Source organism: Arthrobacter sp. 9E16 (genome assembly GCF_002929435.1).
GTDB classification, from domain to species: domain Bacteria; phylum Actinomycetota; class Actinomycetes; order Actinomycetales; family Micrococcaceae; genus Arthrobacter_B; species Arthrobacter_B sunyaminii.
Window position 1 is genome coordinate 1,224,562 of sequence record NZ_PJIU01000001.1, and the last position, 17,156, is coordinate 1,241,717.

At 66.8% G+C, this 17,156-nt stretch carries 15 protein-coding genes; 8 read left to right on the plus strand and 7 right to left on the minus strand.

The genetic code is table 11. The features are described 5' to 3' along the window. Positions 1–19 precede the first annotated feature (19 nt). The 3 genes from CXR00_RS05885 to CXR00_RS05895 all read left to right on the plus strand — a co-directional run bounded on the left by CXR00_RS05885 (position 20) and on the right by CXR00_RS05895 (position 3,517). Entirely contained in the window at positions 20–2,491 is a 2,472-nt protein-coding gene (locus CXR00_RS05885) for a phosphoketolase (RefSeq protein ID WP_104053517.1), read from the plus strand. Between the two features lie 41 nt (positions 2,492–2,532). After that, positions 2,533–3,000, plus strand: coding sequence for an SRPBCC family protein (locus tag CXR00_RS05890; protein WP_104053518.1), 468 nt, complete (start codon positions 2,533–2,535; stop codon positions 2,998–3,000). A gap of 76 nt (positions 3,001–3,076) precedes the next feature. Beyond that, a complete protein-coding gene (locus CXR00_RS05895) occupies positions 3,077–3,517 on the plus strand; it encodes a GNAT family N-acetyltransferase (protein ID WP_104053519.1) in 441 nt (146 codons plus the stop codon). A gap of 12 nt (positions 3,518–3,529) precedes the next feature. Here CXR00_RS05895 and CXR00_RS05900 read toward each other — a convergent pair whose 3' ends face one another. After that, positions 3,530–4,546: a zinc-binding dehydrogenase gene (locus tag CXR00_RS05900; protein ID WP_104053520.1), complete on the minus strand. Its 1,017-nt coding sequence runs from the start codon at positions 4,544–4,546 to the stop codon at positions 3,530–3,532. A gap of 47 nt (positions 4,547–4,593) precedes the next feature. Continuing rightward, positions 4,594–5,592 (minus strand): SDR family NAD(P)-dependent oxidoreductase, encoded by a 999-nt coding sequence (locus CXR00_RS05905; RefSeq protein WP_104053521.1) that lies wholly within the window; start codon positions 5,590–5,592, stop codon positions 4,594–4,596. 168 nt (positions 5,593–5,760) lie between these two features. On the opposite strand from CXR00_RS05905, the gene CXR00_RS05910 reads away from it, so the two are divergent. Beyond that, positions 5,761–6,720, plus strand: a complete 960-nt coding sequence (locus CXR00_RS05910; protein WP_104053522.1) for a LacI family DNA-binding transcriptional regulator — start codon at positions 5,761–5,763, stop codon at positions 6,718–6,720. 39 nt (positions 6,721–6,759) lie between these two features. Here the strand turns inward: CXR00_RS05910 and CXR00_RS05915 are convergent, their stop codons facing one another. Together CXR00_RS05915 and CXR00_RS05920 are read right to left on the minus strand one after the other, a co-directional pair. Continuing rightward, positions 6,760–7,818 carry a crosslink repair DNA glycosylase YcaQ family protein gene (locus CXR00_RS05915; RefSeq protein WP_104053523.1) on the minus strand — a complete coding sequence of 353 codons (1,059 nt, stop codon included), beginning with the start codon at positions 7,816–7,818 and terminating at the stop codon, positions 6,760–6,762. A gap of 177 nt (positions 7,819–7,995) precedes the next feature. Then, entirely contained in the window at positions 7,996–9,105 is a 1,110-nt protein-coding gene (locus tag CXR00_RS05920; RefSeq protein ID WP_104053524.1) for a GTP pyrophosphokinase family protein, read from the minus strand. A gap of 99 nt (positions 9,106–9,204) precedes the next feature. On the opposite strand from CXR00_RS05920, the gene CXR00_RS05925 reads away from it, so the two are divergent. The 4 genes from CXR00_RS05925 to CXR00_RS05940 all read left to right on the plus strand — a co-directional run bounded on the left by CXR00_RS05925 (position 9,205) and on the right by CXR00_RS05940 (position 12,395). Next, positions 9,205–9,981, plus strand: coding sequence for a S9 family peptidase (locus CXR00_RS05925; RefSeq protein ID WP_258060280.1), 777 nt, complete (start codon positions 9,205–9,207; stop codon positions 9,979–9,981). A gap of 35 nt (positions 9,982–10,016) precedes the next feature. Then, entirely contained in the window at positions 10,017–10,937 is a 921-nt protein-coding gene (locus tag CXR00_RS05930) for a carbohydrate kinase (RefSeq protein WP_104053525.1), read from the plus strand. A gap of 23 nt (positions 10,938–10,960) precedes the next feature. Further along, positions 10,961–11,497 carry a YbhB/YbcL family Raf kinase inhibitor-like protein gene (locus CXR00_RS05935; protein WP_104053526.1) on the plus strand — a complete coding sequence of 179 codons (537 nt, stop codon included), beginning with the start codon at positions 10,961–10,963 and terminating at the stop codon, positions 11,495–11,497. Positions 11,498–11,591: 94 nt separating this feature from the next. Beyond that, a complete protein-coding gene (locus CXR00_RS05940) occupies positions 11,592–12,395 on the plus strand; it encodes an HAD family hydrolase (RefSeq protein WP_104053527.1) in 804 nt (267 codons plus the stop codon). Between the two features lie 39 nt (positions 12,396–12,434). Here the strand turns inward: CXR00_RS05940 and CXR00_RS05945 are convergent, their stop codons facing one another. The 3 genes from CXR00_RS05945 to CXR00_RS05955 are packed head-to-tail and all read right to left on the minus strand — an operon-like array spanning position 12,435 to position 17,088. Further along, complete coding sequence (locus CXR00_RS05945) at positions 12,435–13,238, minus strand: phosphatase PAP2 family protein (protein ID WP_104053528.1); 804 nt, start codon at positions 13,236–13,238, stop codon at positions 12,435–12,437. Next, on the minus strand, positions 13,235–14,536 hold the full coding sequence (locus tag CXR00_RS05950) for an esterase family protein (RefSeq protein WP_104053529.1): 1,302 nt from the start codon (positions 14,534–14,536) through the stop codon (positions 13,235–13,237). The genes CXR00_RS05945 and CXR00_RS05950 overlap by 4 nt, the downstream gene beginning before the upstream one ends. Beyond that, complete coding sequence (locus tag CXR00_RS05955; RefSeq protein ID WP_104053530.1) at positions 14,533–17,088, minus strand: bifunctional lysylphosphatidylglycerol flippase/synthetase MprF; 2,556 nt, start codon at positions 17,086–17,088, stop codon at positions 14,533–14,535. The genes CXR00_RS05950 and CXR00_RS05955 overlap by 4 nt, the downstream gene beginning before the upstream one ends. Between the last annotated feature and the right edge of the window lie 68 nt (positions 17,089–17,156).

Below are 17,156 nucleotides of genomic sequence, written 5' to 3' on the forward strand. Positions count from 1 at the left end.
CCAACCCCAGGAGGCCTGCATGACTGCCGCACCCGTTGCACCGGACCAGCCGCTCAGCGACACCCTTAAGGATGTGGACACCTGGTGGCGCGCCGCTAACTACCTCTCCGCCGGGCAGATCTATCTGCGGAACAATCCGCTGCTGCGCCGCCCGCTGGAAAAGGAGGACGTCAAAGCCCGGCTGCTGGGACACTGGGGCACCACTCCCGGGCTGAACTTCTTTTACGCGCACCTTAACCGGGTGATCCGCGACCAGCACCGTGAGGTCCTCTTCATCACCGGACCCGGGCACGGCGGGCCCGCCAACGTCGCCAACGCCTGGCTCGAGGGCACCTACTCGGAGATCTACAGCCACGTGGGACAGGACGAGGCCGGGCTGCAGACGCTCTTTCGACAGTTCTCCTACCCCGGCGGTGTTCCCAGCCATGCGGCTCCTGAAACCCCCGGGTCCATCCACGAGGGAGGCGAGCTGGGCTATTCGCTGGCACACGCCTACGGCGCGGTGTTCGACAACCCGAACCTGATCGCCGCCACGGTGATCGGCGACGGCGAGGCCGAAACCGGGCCGCTGGCCGCCAGCTGGCATTCCAACAGCTTCCTGGACCCGGCCGTGGACGGTGCGGTGTTGCCGATCCTGCACCTGAACGGCTACAAAATTGCGAACCCCACCATCCTCTCGCGCATGCCCGAGGAGCAGCTGGTGAAGCTGATGGAAGGCTACGGCTACCACCCCTACCTGGTCACCGTGGAGGATCCCTCGGCCACGGCGCAGGCGCACGTCGATTTTGCCGCAGCACTGGAAGCCTGCCTGGCCGAAATCGACGAAATCCAGGCACCCTACCGCAGCGGCGAGCGGGTGGCAGTGCCTGCCGACGCCCCGGATGCCGATGACTCCCGAGATGTGCGGAACGAACACGCCCCGCGCTGGCCCATGATCATCTTCCGCTCGCCCAAGGGCTGGACCGGACCCGCCGTGGTGGACGGTCTGCAGGTGGAGGGCACCTGGCGGGCGCACCAGGTGCCGCTGTCCGGCATCCACGACAACCCGGAGCACCTCGCGCAGCTCGAGGAATGGATGCGCTCCTACCAGCCGGAAGAACTGTTCGACGACGCCGGCCGGCTGCGGCCCGAAATCGCCGCCCTGGCCCCGGAAGGCAACGCGCGGATGAGTGCCACCCCGTACGCCAACGGCGGGAGACTGCTGCAGGACCTCAAGCTGCCGGCGTACGCGGACCATGCCGTGGACGTGGAAAACCCCGGAACCAAGCGGATCTCGCCGATGATTACCGCCGGCGAATACCTGCGCGACGTGATCTCCCTGAATCCGTCCAACTTCCGTATTTTCGGCCCGGATGAGACCGCGTCCAACCGGCTGCAGGCCGTCTATGAGGTCACGGACAAGGCGTGGCAGCAGCGCATCGACGAGATTGACGAGCACCTGGCCCGCAGCGGCCGGGTGGCCGAAGTTCTCTCCGAGCACCTGTGCGAAGGCTGGCTGGAGGGATACCTGCTCACCGGCCGGCACGGGGTGTTCAACTGCTACGAAGCCTTTGTCCACATTGTCGATTCCATGTTCAACCAGCACGCCAAATGGTTGAAAGTCAGCCGCAGCCTGTCCTGGCGCCAGCCCATTGCCTCGTTGAACTACCTGCTTTCCAGCCACGTTTGGCAGCAGGACCACAACGGCTTCTCGCATCAGGATCCCGGCTTCATTGACCACGTGGTGAACAAGAAGGCCGAAGTCATCCGGGTGTACCTGCCGCCGGACGTGAACACCATGCTCGCCGTGACCGAGCACATCCTTGGCACCCGGGACCGGGTGAATGTGGTGGTGTCCGGCAAGCAGCCCACGCCCGCCTGGCTGAATCCGGTGGAGGCCCAGCTGCACGTGGAGCGCGGTGTGGGCATCTGGGACTTCGCCGGCAGCGAAACCACAGGACCCGGCACCAAAACCGATCCCGACGTCGTGCTGGCCTGCGCCGGCGACGTACCCACCCTGGAAACCGTGGCCGCGGCCGGTCTGCTGAAGAAGCAGCTGCCGGACCTGAAAATCAGGGTGGTAAACGTGGTGGACCTGATGCGGCTGCAGGACCCCGGAGAGCACCCGCACGGGCTCTCTGACAGGGATTTTGACACCCTGTTCACCAAGGACCGGCCCGTCATTTTCGCCTACCACGGCTATCCGTGGCTGATCCACCGGCTCACGTACCGGCGCACTAATCACGGCAATCTGCACGTACGCGGCTACAAGGAGGAGGGCACCACCACCACACCCTTCGACATGGCCATGCTCAACCAGATTGACCGGTTCCAGTTAGCCATCGACGTGCTGGACCGGGTAGCGTCGCTGGGATCAACGCAGGCCGGTTTCCGGCAGTGGCTCCAGGACGAACGGATCCGCTGCCGGCAATATACCCGGGACGAGGGGCAGGATCCGCCGTACATTACGGGCTGGGAACTGCAGGAAGCCTCGGAACAAACCGCGGACTGAGCCTGCGGGTACGTACGATCCATCTATTGAAGGAGAGTTCATTGACCACTGATCACAAGAGCATCACCGTTTCGCGAGTTATTGATGCCCCAGCCAACGACATCTTCAACCTCCTGTCCAACCCGGCGCGCCACCACGAGCTGGACGGTTCCGGCATGGTGGTTTCGGACGAGAAAACCGACCGCATCACCAAGTCCGGGCAGGTTTTCACCATGAACATGAACAACTCCAAAATGGGTGATTACCAGACGGACAACCACGTCACCGGTTATGACCACAACAAGCTCCTGGCCTGGCAGACGGCTGTGGCCGGCACCGAGCCCATGGGCTGGCAGTGGGTCTGGGAACTCGAGCCGCACGGTTCGGACTCCACCGAGGTGACGCTGACCTATGACTGGTCCCACGTCACCGACAAGGAGACGCTGAAGAAGGTGTCCTTCCCGATGGTGTCCAAGGACGAGCTTGAAGACTCCTTGAACATGCTGGCCGCCGGAGTTTCCGGAGCCTAAGGCACAACACCGCATAACGACGGCGGCCGCACCTTCCCCGTGAAGGTGCGGCCGCCGTCGTTGTAGGGTGGGGCGCATGATCCGCGAAGGAACACCGCAGGACATCCCCGAACTGGCGCGGCTGCGGACGGTGTGGACCGCCGAAGCCGGACTGGATGTCCCCGTGGACCCGGACTTTGCCAGTGCCTTCGGGGACTGGCTGGCCACGAACCCGCGAGTTTTCTTCGTCGCCGAAAGCCCGGCCGGCTCCCTGATCGGGATGCTGAACCTGATGGTGTTCGAGCGGATGCCGAAGCCGGGAAAGCCGCTGTCCGTGTGGGTCTACCTTGCCAACGCCTTCGTGCTGCCGGCGTACCGGAACGCCGGGGTGGGCGGGGCGCTGGTGGCTGCGGCCGTCGACTATTCGCGCCGGATCGGGGCGGCGCGGATCGTCACCTCGCCGTCACCGGCGTCGAAGTCCTTCTATGCCCGGCAGGGCTTCGAGCCGGCGGACGAGCTGGCCGTTTACCGTTTCTGACGGCACCCGGACTCAGTCGAACCTCACCACCACCTTGTCTGCCGCCCCCGGGGTCTTCGCCAGTTCCAGGGCTTCAAGGGAACGGTCGAAGGGAAGAACGTCGCTGATGATCAGCTTGTACTTCTCCCAGTTCTCGATGATGTCGTCGGTAACTTCGAAGATCTCCGTGGGGTAGCCCATCGCGAAGACGATGGTGAGCTCGGTGGTGAGGATCGAACCAAAATCCAGTTCCACAGGCTTCTTGTGCACCGCCACGACGCCCAGGACCGCACCGGACTTCGCCACATTGCCGACCGTCTGGGGAACCACGGGTGCCCCGGCGGCGTCGAGGAAGATGTCGGTTCCGGACCGGGTTCCGCGGACCAGCATGGTGGCCCCGTCACCGTGCAGCTCGACCAGGCGGGCCGCCACGTCCTCCTCGGCGGAGTTGATGACGGCATCCGCGCCGATCTCCAGAGCCTTCTCCAGACGGGAAGGAATGATGTCCACGACCACAATGTGTGAGGCGCCCCGGCGGCGGTAGCCGAGGACGGCGCCGAGCCCGATGGGGCCGGCGCCGAATACCACAACCTTGTCGCCGGGCTTCGGATCGGTGCGGTTTACCGCGTGATAGGCCACTGCCATCGGCTCGTTCAGGGCAGCCACTTCCCACGGAATGTCGCTGGGAATGACCCGCAGCTGGCGTCCCGGCTCGGCATCCTTCACCAGGACATATTCGGACAACCCGCCCTGCGCACCGCCGCTGCCCAGCAGCCCGTCGGTAAACGCCATGGTGTCGATGACCACGTGGTCGCCGACGGCGAACCCGGTCACGTCGGCGCCGACCTCCGCTACTTCGGCGGCCGGCTCATGCCCCAGCGGGGTGGCGCCCTGCCGGGGCGGAATGCCGCCGAGGTGGCTGTACATCGCGTCGGAGCCGCAGATCCCGCAGGCCTTCATCTTCAACAGGACATCGCGGGGACCGGTGACGGGCCGCTCGACCTCCACCCACTCGTTGGTGTCCGGACCGGTGACGTGGACAGACTTCATGGTTTCTCCTTCGTTCTCGACGGCAGGTGCGGGATTACCGGCTGGGGCTAAACCGCGGACCAGCCGCCGTCGGAGGGCAGGATGGCGCCGTTGATATTCACGCCGTCATCGCTGAGCAGGAACGTGATGGACGCTGCCAGCTCCTCAGCCGATGCCAGGCCCGGAATGTTGATGCGGGCGGGGCCGAGGCGGGCTTCGCCGTACTCGCTGGTCTTGCCGCCCATCGGGATGCCGGTGGCCACGCCGCCCGGAGCCACTGCGTTTACGCGGATGCCTTCCTTGGCGTACATGAACGCGGTGCTCCGGGTAATGCCCACAACCGCGTGCTTGGAGGCCGTGTAGGCCACACCGGATGCCGAGCCGCGCAGGCCGGCCTCGGAGGTGATGTTCACGATCGAGCCCTTGTGTGCTTCGAGCATGGTCGGCAGCACGGCGCGGGTCAGGCGCATCAGGCCCTCCACGTTGACGGCGAAGATCTTCTGCCACATGGCATCGGAGACCTCGTGCAGCGGCGAGAAATCGTCATTGATGCCGGCCACGTTGGCCAGGCCGTCAATCTTGGTGCCGGCGGCGGCCATGATGCTGTCGATGGCGGCGGGGTCGGTCAGGTCTCCGGCAACCGGAACAATGGCGTCGCCCAGCTCGGCGGCGAGCTCCTTGATCTTCACCTCGGCAATGTCGACGGCGATGACGCGGCCGCCTTCACGGACAATCCGTCCGGCGGTGGCGCGGCCAATGCCGGAACCGGCGCCGGTGACGATGACGGTGCGGCCCTCGAAACGTCCTTCGACGGTCGGCAGGACGGTCTCGGCGGTTTCGGGCATGACGCCGCCGTTGGCTGCCTTGACGAGTTCATCCACGGCTGCCTGCGGGAACTTGCCCCCGCTCAGGTCAACAAGCTGCTGCAGCTTCAGGGTCAGTGCCGGGCCCAGCGTTGACTCGTCGCTGCCGGCCTGCGCGAGCATGCCGCGGATGGCGGGTCCGCCTGCCGGGTGGTCGAGCCACTGCTGGACGGTGTTCTGGGCGGTGATGGGCGAGTTAGCCATGGACCGGTCCTTTCGTTGCCGAGGCGGCCGGACTGTAACGGCCGCGGTTGCAGGCGGTCAACGCGGGGGTATCCCGTGCTGCTTACACGTGTAAGTTGCCTGTAATGTCAGAGTACCGGAGAAACCCGGCGGATATAAGGCAGACATTTTCGGCGGAAAGGACGGCTCGTGGAGCGCAGGGCCAACTCCTCTGACGTGGCCCGAGAAGCAGGCGTTTCCCGGGCCACGGTCAGCTACGTGCTCAACGGCCGCAGCGGGCAAAGCATCTCCGCCGCCACCCGGGACAAGGTACTGGCGGCCGCCCGGAATCTGGGGTACATCCCGTCCGCCGCTGCCCGCACGCTGCGCAGCGGCCGCAGCACCTTGGTCCTGATGCTGCTGCCGCCCGAACCGCTGGGCCGGGCCCAGGCCATGGTGATCGACGCGGCCTCGGAGTACCTGGAGCAGCACGGGTTGCGGCTGGTGGCCCACCGGCTGCCCCGGAGCGGAGGTGCGGTGTCCCTGGTGCATTCCCTGGTTCCTGCGGCACTGATCCTCATCACCCCGCTGGAGGACGCGGAGCTGGCTGCCCTGCAGGCCACCGGGATCAGGGTGGCCTCGCTGCACTCGACACTGCATGATCCGCTCGGGCCGGACCTGGGTATCGGCGCACTGCAGGTCCAGTACCTGGCCGACGCCGGGCACCGTCGGATCGGCGTGGCCGTGCCGGAGGGCGCCGGCTACGGCTGGCGCGTGCAGGTGCGCCTGGCCGCCATCGAGCATGCCTGTGATGTCCTTGGCCTGCCGCGTCCCGCCGTCGCGCACCTTCACCTGGATGCCGCCGATGCGGCGGCCGCCGTAGCCCGCTGGCTCGAAGGCCCGGAGGCGGTAAGCGCAGTGTGCGCGTTCGACGACGATCACGCTTTTGCGCTGCTGTCCGGATTAGCGGTCCACGGGTGGACGGCGCCGCGGGACCTGGCGGTCATTGGTGCCGAGGACATTCCGCTGGCGTCCCTCGCCGTGCCGCCGCTGACGACCGTCCGGCTTGATGCCGCACGGTTGGGAAAGCGGTTTGCACAGATGGCGCTGGGAGAAACGGCCGCTGAAGAACTGCCGCCCGTCAGCCTGGTCCAGCGGGACTCCGCCTAACTGCGCCGATCAGCGTTGACCACCGGGCAGTGTGCGGGATTAACCGTGCGGCCAGGAGGCAACCGCCTGGTCAATTGCCCGCCGCGCCGCCGCCGGAATCCGCTCCACCAGGTCCACCATCGGTTCCGTCCCGGACCTGGCCGTGGAGCGAGGCGACCGCCAGGTGCCAACGGTGACTCCGTCCACCACCACCGCCGGGCGGAAAATTCCGTTGCGGCCCGGTACCAGCGCTTCGAACACTGCCGGGCTGGCTGTCAGGGAACGGTCCGTGTAGCCCAGGATCCACTCATCAAACCCGGGCAGCAGCACAGCTCCCGTGGCCGTTGGGAGGTCCGGGTCCGGGTCCCCGATAATCCACGCAGGCGTGCCGTCCACTTCCACCGTGGTGAGGTCCTCCACTGCGGCGGCTGCACGCCGCAGGACAGTCCGGGGAAGCTTGGTCCACCAGGCCAGGTCCGCCTCGGTCACCGGTCCCCGGGCGAGGACAAACCCGCGGACCACTGTGGCCAGCGCTGCCTCCGGATCCGCCGGCGAGTGGTCCGGGGAAAGGGTGAGGAGTTGTTCGGGGCGGTCCGGATGGAACTGTCCCCAGTGCACGTGGCCGGCCACGGCCAGATGCATCAGCAGGTGATACCCGGGGCCGCCGGCTGTGGGGATGCCGGCCGCGTCCCACAGGGACAGGACTTCTGCCCGGCGCAGCGGACGGATTTGGAGGGCTTCAAGAAGCACATCCCGGGCGCGGCCAACCGTGCGCTCATCCAGCCCGAGTTCCTCCCGGCGCCGCACGGTAGCCCGGTGAATGCGCTCCGCGGTGAAGAACAGCAGTGTGCCCAAATGCTCCGGCGTCGTGGCGAACAGTGTGCCCCGCATTGGCCAGCTGCGGACCAGTGCGCCGTCGTTGAACGCGGTCTGCACATCGGCCACAGTGGTTCCCGGCTCTGAGCGCAGAGCGACGGCGCGCAGGACGGCGGGCAGATCCTGGCCCTGCAGCGCGACCGCCCGCTGTACGACGCCGGCAGGCAAAAGGTCCGAGCCGGTCAGCAGCTGGGACCGCACCCGCATCCGCCGGGCATCCCCGCCGCTGAGTTGGAATCCCATCCGCTCACCGTAGGCGGCACAGGGGCAAGCGGCAAGAAGGAGCGCTGCCCCCGGCCCCGCATCAGGAAACCCTCCGTTTTGGGATTTCCCCGCCGGTTTGGGCTTTTGCTGCCGGTCCGCGCCGGTAGCCGAATCCCAAACCGGTAGCCGAATCCCAAAACGGCCGCGGAACCGGCCTCAGGCGTTCTCTTCCCGGGCCCGGAAAAGCTGCATCTGCCGGTATCGTCGGCCCAGCGACTCGCGCCGCGGCTTAACCGCCGCGTCCTCGGGCTCCGCGGTCAGGTCAATGTGCTTCTTGCCGAAGCGCCAGAGCAGCAGGTCATCGAGCAGCCGGTCCGGTCCGGGGGAGTACCGGTGGTCCAGGGCCTTGCGGACCTTGGTGATGATGTCCGCCTGCAGCAGTCCGGCCAGGTCCATGGTGGTCTTCATGCCGTGGGCGGCCAGCAGTTCGGCGGCCCAGCCCCAGTCATCGCCGGCCTTGCGGTTCACATGCGGCAGCAGCGTCATCCAGACGTCGCGGATCCGGTTGGGAGTCAGCGGCGCGCTTCCCTGTCCGTCCTCGTCCCAGAAACCGGTGACTGTCTCATAGCGCTCATGCAGTTCGGCAAACGCGGTCTCCACGGTTTCCAGCATGGCCGCCGTGGCAGTGAACTGGCGGTCGAAGTACGGGCTCCAGGCCCGCGGATCACCGGCCTTGAACCGGATGTCATGCTCAATTTCGGACCAGGCGTGAGCCAGCACGGTGCGGATCTGCACTTCAAACTGGTAGCTGCCGTTGGGCCGCTGGTCCGGGTCCAGGAGCTTGTGGAACTCCCGAACGGTGTCATTCTGGATGGTCCGCAGGACCAGGTGCCGGCTGGAATAGCCGTAGGTGCCGGATTCGATGGATCCAATGTCCTTTTCCCGGTCCCCGCGGCAGTCGAACTCGGCACGCTGGCGCTTGATCAGGTTGGCGGCCTCATCGACCTCGTGCGGCAGGGTGACGATCACCCGCAGTCCCACCAAATCGATCAGGTTGCGCAGCGGATCGGGGAACAACAGTGTCGGCAGCTCGGAGGGATCCTCGGACGGCAGGGTCCGGGCAGCCTTGTCCCGGAAGGACTCCACCGTTTTGGTCCGTGAGGCCACGAACAGCGGACGGACGGGACTGTCCGTGAAGATGGCCCGCAGGCTCTCCTCCATTTCACGGGTGAGCTTTTCCAAAGCCGGACGGACCCGTGCGTATTCATCGGTGCTCGCCTGGACCACCGGACGCAGCCGGTCATCGAGGCTGTCCCACGCGCCCATAGAAAAAACCCCGTTCCTTCACCTTGGTTGTGTTGCCGGCCGTCCGGCGTGCCGGACGCTAGGCTCAACTACCAGATTAGGCCAGATGAAGGGGTGGTTATGATGCCGTTCGACCCGCGGCGCCTTGCCTACGGTGAACATCCGGACCAGCACGCCGAACTCTCGCTGCCCGACGGCGGCGCCGCCGCACCCTTCGGAAACGCCCCCGCTGTGGTGGTCATTATCCACGGAGGATACTGGCGCTCCCGGTACACGGCTGAACTGGGCCGGCCGGCCGCGCGGGATCTCGCCGCCCGGGGTTATGCCTGCTGGAACCTGGAGTACCGGCGGGCCGGAAACGGCGGCGGCTGGCCCGAAACCTTCGAGGACATCAGCGCCGGCATCGATGCGCTCGCGCCGGTGGCCGTGGACTACGGCCTGGACCTGTCACGGGTCACTGTGCTGGGACATTCCGCCGGCGGACACCTGGCGGTGTGGGCCGCCGGCCGCACCGGAGCCGCGGTTCCCGTCACCGCCGTCGTCAGCCAGGCCGGGGTCCTGAACCTGGCCGAGGCGATGGAGCTGAACCTCAGCGACGGCGCGGTGCTCAATTTCCTGGGGTCCTCGCCGGAGGCAGATCCGCACCGCTACCGCAGTTCGGATCCACTGCAGCGGCTCCCGCTGTCCGTTCCCGTGATTGCCCTGCACGGCGACGCTGACCGGCATGTGCCGCTGAGCCAGTCCGCCAGATTTGTGCAGGCGGCCGTGCAGTCCGGCTCGCCTGCCCAACTGCGGATGGTCCCGGGAGACCATTTTGACCTGATCACGCCCGGCACTGATGCCTGGGACGCCGTCGTCGAAGCCGTGGCCGCAGTGTCCGAAGCGCGGCTAACTTAAGGAAACCTGGCGGGTGCTCTGTTAGGTTGTGAAGCGTGCTTACAGTCATCGGCGAAGCCCTCGTGGACGAGGTTCTCAGCGACACCGCTCCCAAACGGTTCCATCCCGGCGGGAGTCCGCTCAACGTGGCCGTGGGCGTTGCCAGGCTCGGCCGGCCGGTGCAGTTTGTCGGCCGCTACGGTACCGATGCCTACGGGCAGCTGATCCAAGAACATCTCCGGGGCAACTCCGTCCTGACTCCTTTGCCGCCGGATGACCTGCCCACCAGCGTCGCCACCGCTCTGCTGGATCCGGCCGGAGGGGCCCGCTACACCTTTGACCTCAAGTGGCAGCTCCCGTCCCTGGCCGAGGCGCTGCCCCGGCTGCTGGACGGTACCACCATGCTGCACACCGGCTCCATTGCGGCCATGCTGCAGCCCGGCGCAGACGCGGTGCTGCGGGCAGTGGAACGCGCCCGCCCCTCGGCAACCATCACCTATGATCCCAACTGCCGGCCCTCGATCATCACGGATGTGGCCTACGCCCGGGAACAGGCGGAGAGATTCGTCGCCCTGGCCGACGTCGTGAAGGCCTCGGACGAGGACCTTGCCTGGCTGTACCCGGACGAAGACCCCCGGGACGCCGCCCGGCGATGGCTGGCCATGGGCCCCGCGCTCGTCGCCGTCACCGGCGGATCCAAGGGCGCCTGGGCCGTAACCGCCGCCGGGGAAGCCGAGGCCTCCGTTCCGCCGGTCACCGTAGTGGACACCGTGGGTGCCGGGGACTCCTTCATGTCCGCCCTGCTGGTGTCGCTCATGGACCGGGAGCTCGACGGCGGTGCCCGCCGTCCCGAGCTGGCCCGCATCAGCGCCGGGGACCTGAATACCGTGCTGGGCTTCGCCGTCCGCGCCGCAGCCGTCACCGTGTCACGGGCGGGCGCCAACCCGCCGTTCCGCGAAGACCTTCCCAACCCCTGACGACTCACGCCAAGGAGAACACGATGCAAAGCTATGACCCGTATGAGGCGCTTCCCTCCGTGCCGGCCTTTGCCGTCACCAGCGAGGACATCGCCAATATGGAGCCGTTTGCCCCCGCACAGTACAGCGGGAAAATGGGGATCCCCGGAGGGAAGGACGCCTCCCCGCAGCTGACCTGGTCCGGAGCTCCGGAAGGCACCAAGAGTTTCGCCGTCACGATGTACGATCCCGATGCACCCACCGCCAGCGGCTTCTGGCACTGGGCGGCCTTCAACATTCCGGTGTCCACCACATCACTGCCCGGCGATGCCGCCAACACGGACAACATGCCGCAGGGCACCGTGCAGCTGCGGAACGACGCCGGGTTTGCCGGTTTTGTGGGAGCGGCACCGCCCCCCGGCCACGGACCGCACCGCTATTTTGTGGTGGTTCACGCGGTGGACGTCGAAACCCTGGATGTTCCGGCCGATGCAACCCCGGCCTTCCTGGGATTCAACCTGTTCAGCCACACCCTGGCCCGCGGCCGGCTGGTGGGCCTGGCGGAAGTATCCGCCGACTGACCCGGGTGCCTGTGGCCGCATCCGGCCGCCCGGGCCGGATAGGCTGGATTTCTGCGCAGCTGCGCAGAAATCCAGCGAGTGAACGGGGTGCGCGGTGCGTCTGGTAGCAAGCGACCTGGACGGGACCATTGTGGGTCCGGACAACAGGATCAGCGACAGGACCGTACGCGCGTTCCGGGACTGCGCGGACGCCGGCGTCGAGATCGTTTTTGTCACGGGCCGTCCGCCCCGCTGGCTGACCCCCCTCACGGATGCCTTGGGGCACGCCGGCACCGTCATCTGTTCCAACGGCGCCGTCACCTACGATCTGGGGACGGCCCGCGTGCTCAAGGCACGGGCCTTGGCCCTGCCGGATCTCTTCTCAGCTGCCGCCATCATCCGGAACCTCTATCCGGCGGTCCGGTTTGCCGCTGAAACTGTGGACGGCTTCCACCTGGCTCCCGGGTTCCTCGAATCCGGATCCGAGGAACTGCCGGGAGCAAAAGCACCGGCTCCACTGGAATCCAGTCTCACCGAGGCGGACACTGTGGTGAAGTTCCTGGCACGCGTGGACGGCGCGTCACCGGATGAGTTTCTGCAGCGGGTCCGCCCCGCGGTGTCGCATCTGGTGTCCGCGACGCACTCCGCACCCACCGTCCCGCTGCTGGAGATGTCGCTGCACGGCCTGAACAAGTCGGTGACGCTGGCCGACTACGCCGCATCCCGTGACATTGCGCCGGCGGATGTGGTGGCCTTCGGGGACATGCCCAATGACGTGCAGATGCTGCAGTGGGCCGGGTGCGGCTACGCCATGGCGTCCGGCCACGCCGAGGCTCTGGCGGCAGCCGACAAAGTGGCGCCGGCGTTCGCAGACGACGGCGTGGCCCAGGTCCTGGAATCGCTCCTGCGCCGGCTGTGACGCGGGCTTGGGGCGGCAGCCGCCGCTGAGCGGCGACCTTTAGGGGCCGGCGTCAACGCCCAGAGCTGCCGCCCGGCGCGAGTGCAGCACCCGGTGGACGGTGATCACCACCGCCAGCCAGGCCAGTCCCAGCGTCCAGGCCACCAGGACATCGGTAAACCAGTGGTGACCCAGATATACACGGCTCAGGCCCACGGCCAAAGCAAAAACAGCCGCGGCCGCCACCGTAAGCAGCTTGGCCCATCGCGACTCAAGCCGCAGGAGGATCAGGTAGGCCACCAAGCCGGCGATCACCACCGAATTCAGCGAATGCCCGCTGGGGAACGACGCCGAGTGCTCGTAGGGCGGAACGGCGTCCGCCAGCGGAGGCCGGATCCGGCCGATGAGGTCCTTCCCTGCCACCGTCATCAGCAGCGACCCTGCTGCTGCGGACACCATAAGCAGCACCGGAGTCCAGGACCGCCAGCGCCAGGCCAGTATCAGCATGGCTGCCCCTGCCAGGATGGGCATGCCCACGGTGCCGGCCAGGTTGGTGAACCCGGTCACGGCTGAGTTCATCCAGGGGGACCGCACCGCCAGCGCCGCATCCAGTGCCGGCTGGTCCAACAGAGCCACGCCGTCGGACTCCACCACCGATTCATAGACTTCAGCAGAACCCAGCGTCAGCAGCACGGCCGGAATCAGCCCCAGTGCCAGGGTGATCAGCAGGGCCGCGCGCGGGGATGTCCACTGCGCGAGGCGGTGCAGAAACGAAGCCAACCCGGCAGCGGGTCCGGATCCGGGCTGCTGCCGGCGGCGGTCAAGAGGGTCCGGGGGAAGGCGCCCAGCTGAGTCATCCGTCATGAAACCAGTATGCCCAACCGGCGGCAGAGCCAATCCAAGTTGTTCGCCAGCCCGGCCTTCCAGACCTGCCAGGAGTGTCCGCCGGGCAGCACCTGGAGGGTCACATCCATGCCCGCGGCTTTTGCCGCCTCATAGACCTGACGGCCCTCGGGCGTGTACACGGAGTCATCGGCGCCCACAGCCACGATGCCGGCGGAATCCGGAAACGGTTGCGCCGCCAGCCGGTCCAGGGCGTTCTGGGCCGTGAACCGGGACTCGTTCCCGCCGAAATAGGTGCTGATCAGGAAATCCCGGCCCTGCACAACGGTGGGCTCTGCCTCTCCGGCGATGTCGATGAACGTGGGATAGGCGTCAGGATAGTTGGCGGCCAGCTGCATGGCGCAGGTGCCGCCGTAGGAATACCCTGCCACCGCCCACTGGCTGCCTCCGCTGAGTCCTGCTGCCAGATTCTGCCGTACCCAGGCAGGGACATCCACGGCCAGATAAGTCGCCGAGGAGCTGACGTCCGAATCAAGGCAGAGGGGCCAGTTGGTGTTGTCCGCGTTGGACGCATCGGGCATGACCACCACGGGAGCCAGCCCCTGGTGCTTTGCGGCAAAGGTGTCCATCATGTCCAGCAGCTGTCCGCCCACAAGCCAGTCATTGGGGGAGCCGGGCTGGCCGTGGATGAGGACGAGGACGGGAAGGTTGACCGCCGGCTGCTGGGCCAGATAGGCGGGAGGGAGATAGACCAGTGCGGAGTTGGAGGCATAACCGGAGGTGGTACCGGGAATGTCCGCCGCGTAAATCCTGCCCTCCGCCGGCATGTCCGGCGGAGCGGTCCAGTTCGCGTCGGTGGTGGCGGGCAGCCCGGCGGCCGACGCAGGGTCCCGGGTGGGAAGCGCTTCATCCACCGGACGGGGCGGACTGATCAGGGATTCCAGTGTTGGATACTGGGCGTAGGCGGCATTGACGGTGACCGCTACGGCTGTCAGCGCCAGCGACGCCGCAGTCACTGCCAGGAACCGGTCCCACGCCGCGTCCACCCGTCGAATCCGCAGCACGGCAAGGATGACAGCCAGTATTCCGAGTCCGGCATATACGTAGAGCATCCGGGGAAAGGCCGCGTTCCACCAGTGGAAGACTGATTCGGCCATCAGGAAGAGGATGAAGGTGATAACGGCTGCAGCCATGGCCGCCAGCGGCACCACCACGAGCAGATGGCGGGGTCTGCCGGCTGCCAGCCCCACCAGCGACAATCCTCCCAGGACGAGCAGCACCGCAGGGAGAACGCCGGTCAGCAAAGAGACAGAGTTCACCGAACGCCGTCCACAATCCGGCGCATCAGGGTGAAGCTCTGGCTCAGCGAGACCTCCGGCAGGTAGGCCCGGGCCACTGCATTCCCGATGGCGGGCAGGGACGCCGGGTCAAGGTAGGTCATGTAGAGAGGCACGTACTGCGGCTGGAACTTTGCCTTAAAGGCCAGCAGGGAACGGAAACCGTACACCGGCTCCAGGGTGGCCCCGAGTAAATCCAGGACGTGGTCCAGGATCGGCGCCTCACTCTCGCCGGCTCGGCGGGAGCGGGCCAGCGGCGCACCGCTGAGACTGAGGGTTTCGTATCCTTCGTCCTGCAGCAAAACCGCGGCCGAGGCTATGAGGAAGTCCATGGCCGGACGGAACCCGGAGCTGCGCCTGCGCATGAAGTCCAGCGTCCAGCCCACAACAGCGCCGTCCCGGTAGATCGGCAGCCATGAGGTGACACCGTGCACTGTGCCGTCCCGGTCCACCGCCAGCAGGCAGCGCACCTCCGGGTCATCCACCTCGTCAAGGCCGCCCAGGGTGAAGCCCATTTCCGGCATTTTCTTATCCGCCACCCATTCCTCGGAGATGGCATGAAGCTGATCGATGACCGCCAGCGGGGCGGTGGAGTAGTTGATCCACCGTGCTTCGATCCCGGCTTTGCGGGCATGGTTCATGGCGGTGCGGACGTCCTGGAACTTCTTCCCCTTGAATTCCAGTTTTCCCAGCGGGAGTACTGTTTCCTCGGCCACCTGCAGGCGGGAAAAACCCAGTCCCGCGGTGATCTTCTCCGTTTCCGATGTCACCGAATATAGGCATGCCGCCAACCCGTTTGCGGTGCAGTAAGCGGCAAACCCCTCGACGGTCTCCCGCAGGTCCTCGGGCGGTCCCACCGGCTCACCCACGGTGAGGGCAACGCCCATCCCCGGGCGGAACGCCACGTAGGAATCTCCTGACGGTGCAAACCAGTACGTGTTCCCGGGCCACAGGGTCATCCAGGACATGGTGCTCCCGCCGTGCTTCATCAGCAGTTCACGCGCCCGGCCTTCGTCTCCGGCCTCGGGTGCGTGCGCGGGCTTCAGCCAGGACCCCAGCAGCATCACGCAGACAAAAACCCAGAAAAGAACTCCCAGCCCCTCATATAGAAGGTCGGTGAACAGCGTCACGGGCAGCACCCCCGGCACTGCGGAAGTCAGTTCCAGGACCGGAAGGAAGCGCTTGGGCAGGTCCGCTATCAGCAGTGATGCCGAAGCACGGGGCGTGAAACCGTCCCGGTCCAGCAGGCCGCCGGCAACGTAGGCAATGCTGAGGACAACCGCCGCCCCGGCAACCCGGACCGCGAACCTGCGGTAGGTTCCCGCCGGCGCCGAAACGGTGAAGAGGCGGTGCGTCGCGGCCAGCAGCACCAGCACCGCCAACGGAACAAGCAATGGCAGCCCCAGCGCCAGGGCATTCTGTGCCGTTCCCAGTTCATAACGGTTTCCCGCAGTGTCGCCTCCAAGGAAGCGGATCACGCGCAGGCCTGCCAGAACCGTCATCACGCCCTGCAGGATCAGCGCGCCCGCCCACGCGAACCGGCGCCCCCGGCGCAGTCCGTCGGAGAACACGGCCAGGAGTATCTGCGGCAGAACGGCCAGGAAGAAACCCGCGGGACCGGCGCGCAGCTGCAGCTTGGCGGAATTGCAGTCCACGGCCTGCCCCGGATCACCGCAGAGCTGGGCGAGGGTTTGCGGGTCCGTAATCTCCACATTGGTGAACAGATAGCGCAGGACTGCCAGCGGACCCACAGCCTGTGAGCTGAGGGCCGAAATCACCGGGCCCACAGCCGAGGCAAAGACCACCAGACCCACCAGGACGCGTGCTTCCCTGCGGGTGGAGGCCAGCCGCCCGGGCCAGCGCGGCAGCCGGCCAAAGAGCAGGGGACCGCCGACGGCGCCCACGGTTGCCGCTGCCAGAACGGTGACGCTGTGAAACGACCCGCCGTACAGGGCCAGGAGCGCCAACAGGGTAAGGAGACCCACGCGCAGCCGGCGCCGCCACAGGGTGGAAAGCCGTGCGCTCAGTGCCGTGAGGGTGCCGCAGGCCAGGGCCACCGGCCCCACGAAGGATTCTGATTCCAGCGCCCGTGACCACTCCCCGGGTATGGCGTTTGCGGTGTGGGCGAAACCAATGGCAAGCAGCGCGCCGAGGACCTGGGATATCACTGCTGCCAGGGCGAACCGCACCGATCCCATCAGCCGCTCGGAGGGGAGTCCGGCGCCCAGGATCAGCACGGTTGCCGCGAAGTAACCCGGCAGCCCGGACGCCCAGAAGCCGGAAAGCAGCAGAGCGGGCCAATGGCCAGGCAGGGAATCCGCTGACAAAACCACCCAGTCTGCCAGCGCGCCCCCCGGGCCGGAGCGCAGGCTTCCCGTTGCTGCACCCGCAATCCAGTAAAAGGCGAGAAAGGCCAGCGTTACCGGTGCCCGCCGTACGCCGCCGCGAAACCACTCCGCCTGCCAGAGTAGCGTCCTGCTGACGCCGGACCGGCCGAATCCTGCAGCAGGGCCAGCGGATGATGTAGTTGCCAAGCCAGGTACCTCCGCACCGCACGGATGTTCCGGGAACCGCGCTACAGCGGCCCATCGGGTGGTGACAG

What these genes read in the sequence shown, in the direction of transcription:
- CXR00_RS05945 (WP_104053528.1), bottom strand. Translation starts at nt 13,238, where the DNA reads ATGACGGATGACTCAGCTGGGCGCCTTCCCCCGGACCCTCTTGACCGC.
- CXR00_RS05895 (WP_104053519.1), top strand. Translation starts at nt 3,077, where the DNA reads ATGATCCGCGAAGGAACACCGCAGGACATCCCCGAACTGGCGCGGCTG.
- CXR00_RS05900 (WP_104053520.1), bottom strand. Translation starts at nt 4,546, where the DNA reads ATGAAGTCTGTCCACGTCACCGGTCCGGACACCAACGAGTGGGTGGAG.
- CXR00_RS05920 (WP_104053524.1), bottom strand. Translation starts at nt 9,105, where the DNA reads ATGGGCGCGTGGGACAGCCTCGATGACCGGCTGCGTCCGGTGGTCCAG.
- CXR00_RS05885 (WP_104053517.1), top strand. Translation starts at nt 20, where the DNA reads ATGACTGCCGCACCCGTTGCACCGGACCAGCCGCTCAGCGACACCCTT.
- CXR00_RS05925 (WP_258060280.1), top strand. Translation starts at nt 9,205, where the DNA reads ATGATGCCGTTCGACCCGCGGCGCCTTGCCTACGGTGAACATCCGGAC.
- CXR00_RS05915 (WP_104053523.1), bottom strand. Translation starts at nt 7,818, where the DNA reads ATGGGATTCCAACTCAGCGGCGGGGATGCCCGGCGGATGCGGGTGCGG.
- CXR00_RS05905 (WP_104053521.1), bottom strand. Translation starts at nt 5,592, where the DNA reads ATGGCTAACTCGCCCATCACCGCCCAGAACACCGTCCAGCAGTGGCTC.
- CXR00_RS05935 (WP_104053526.1), top strand. Translation starts at nt 10,961, where the DNA reads ATGCAAAGCTATGACCCGTATGAGGCGCTTCCCTCCGTGCCGGCCTTT.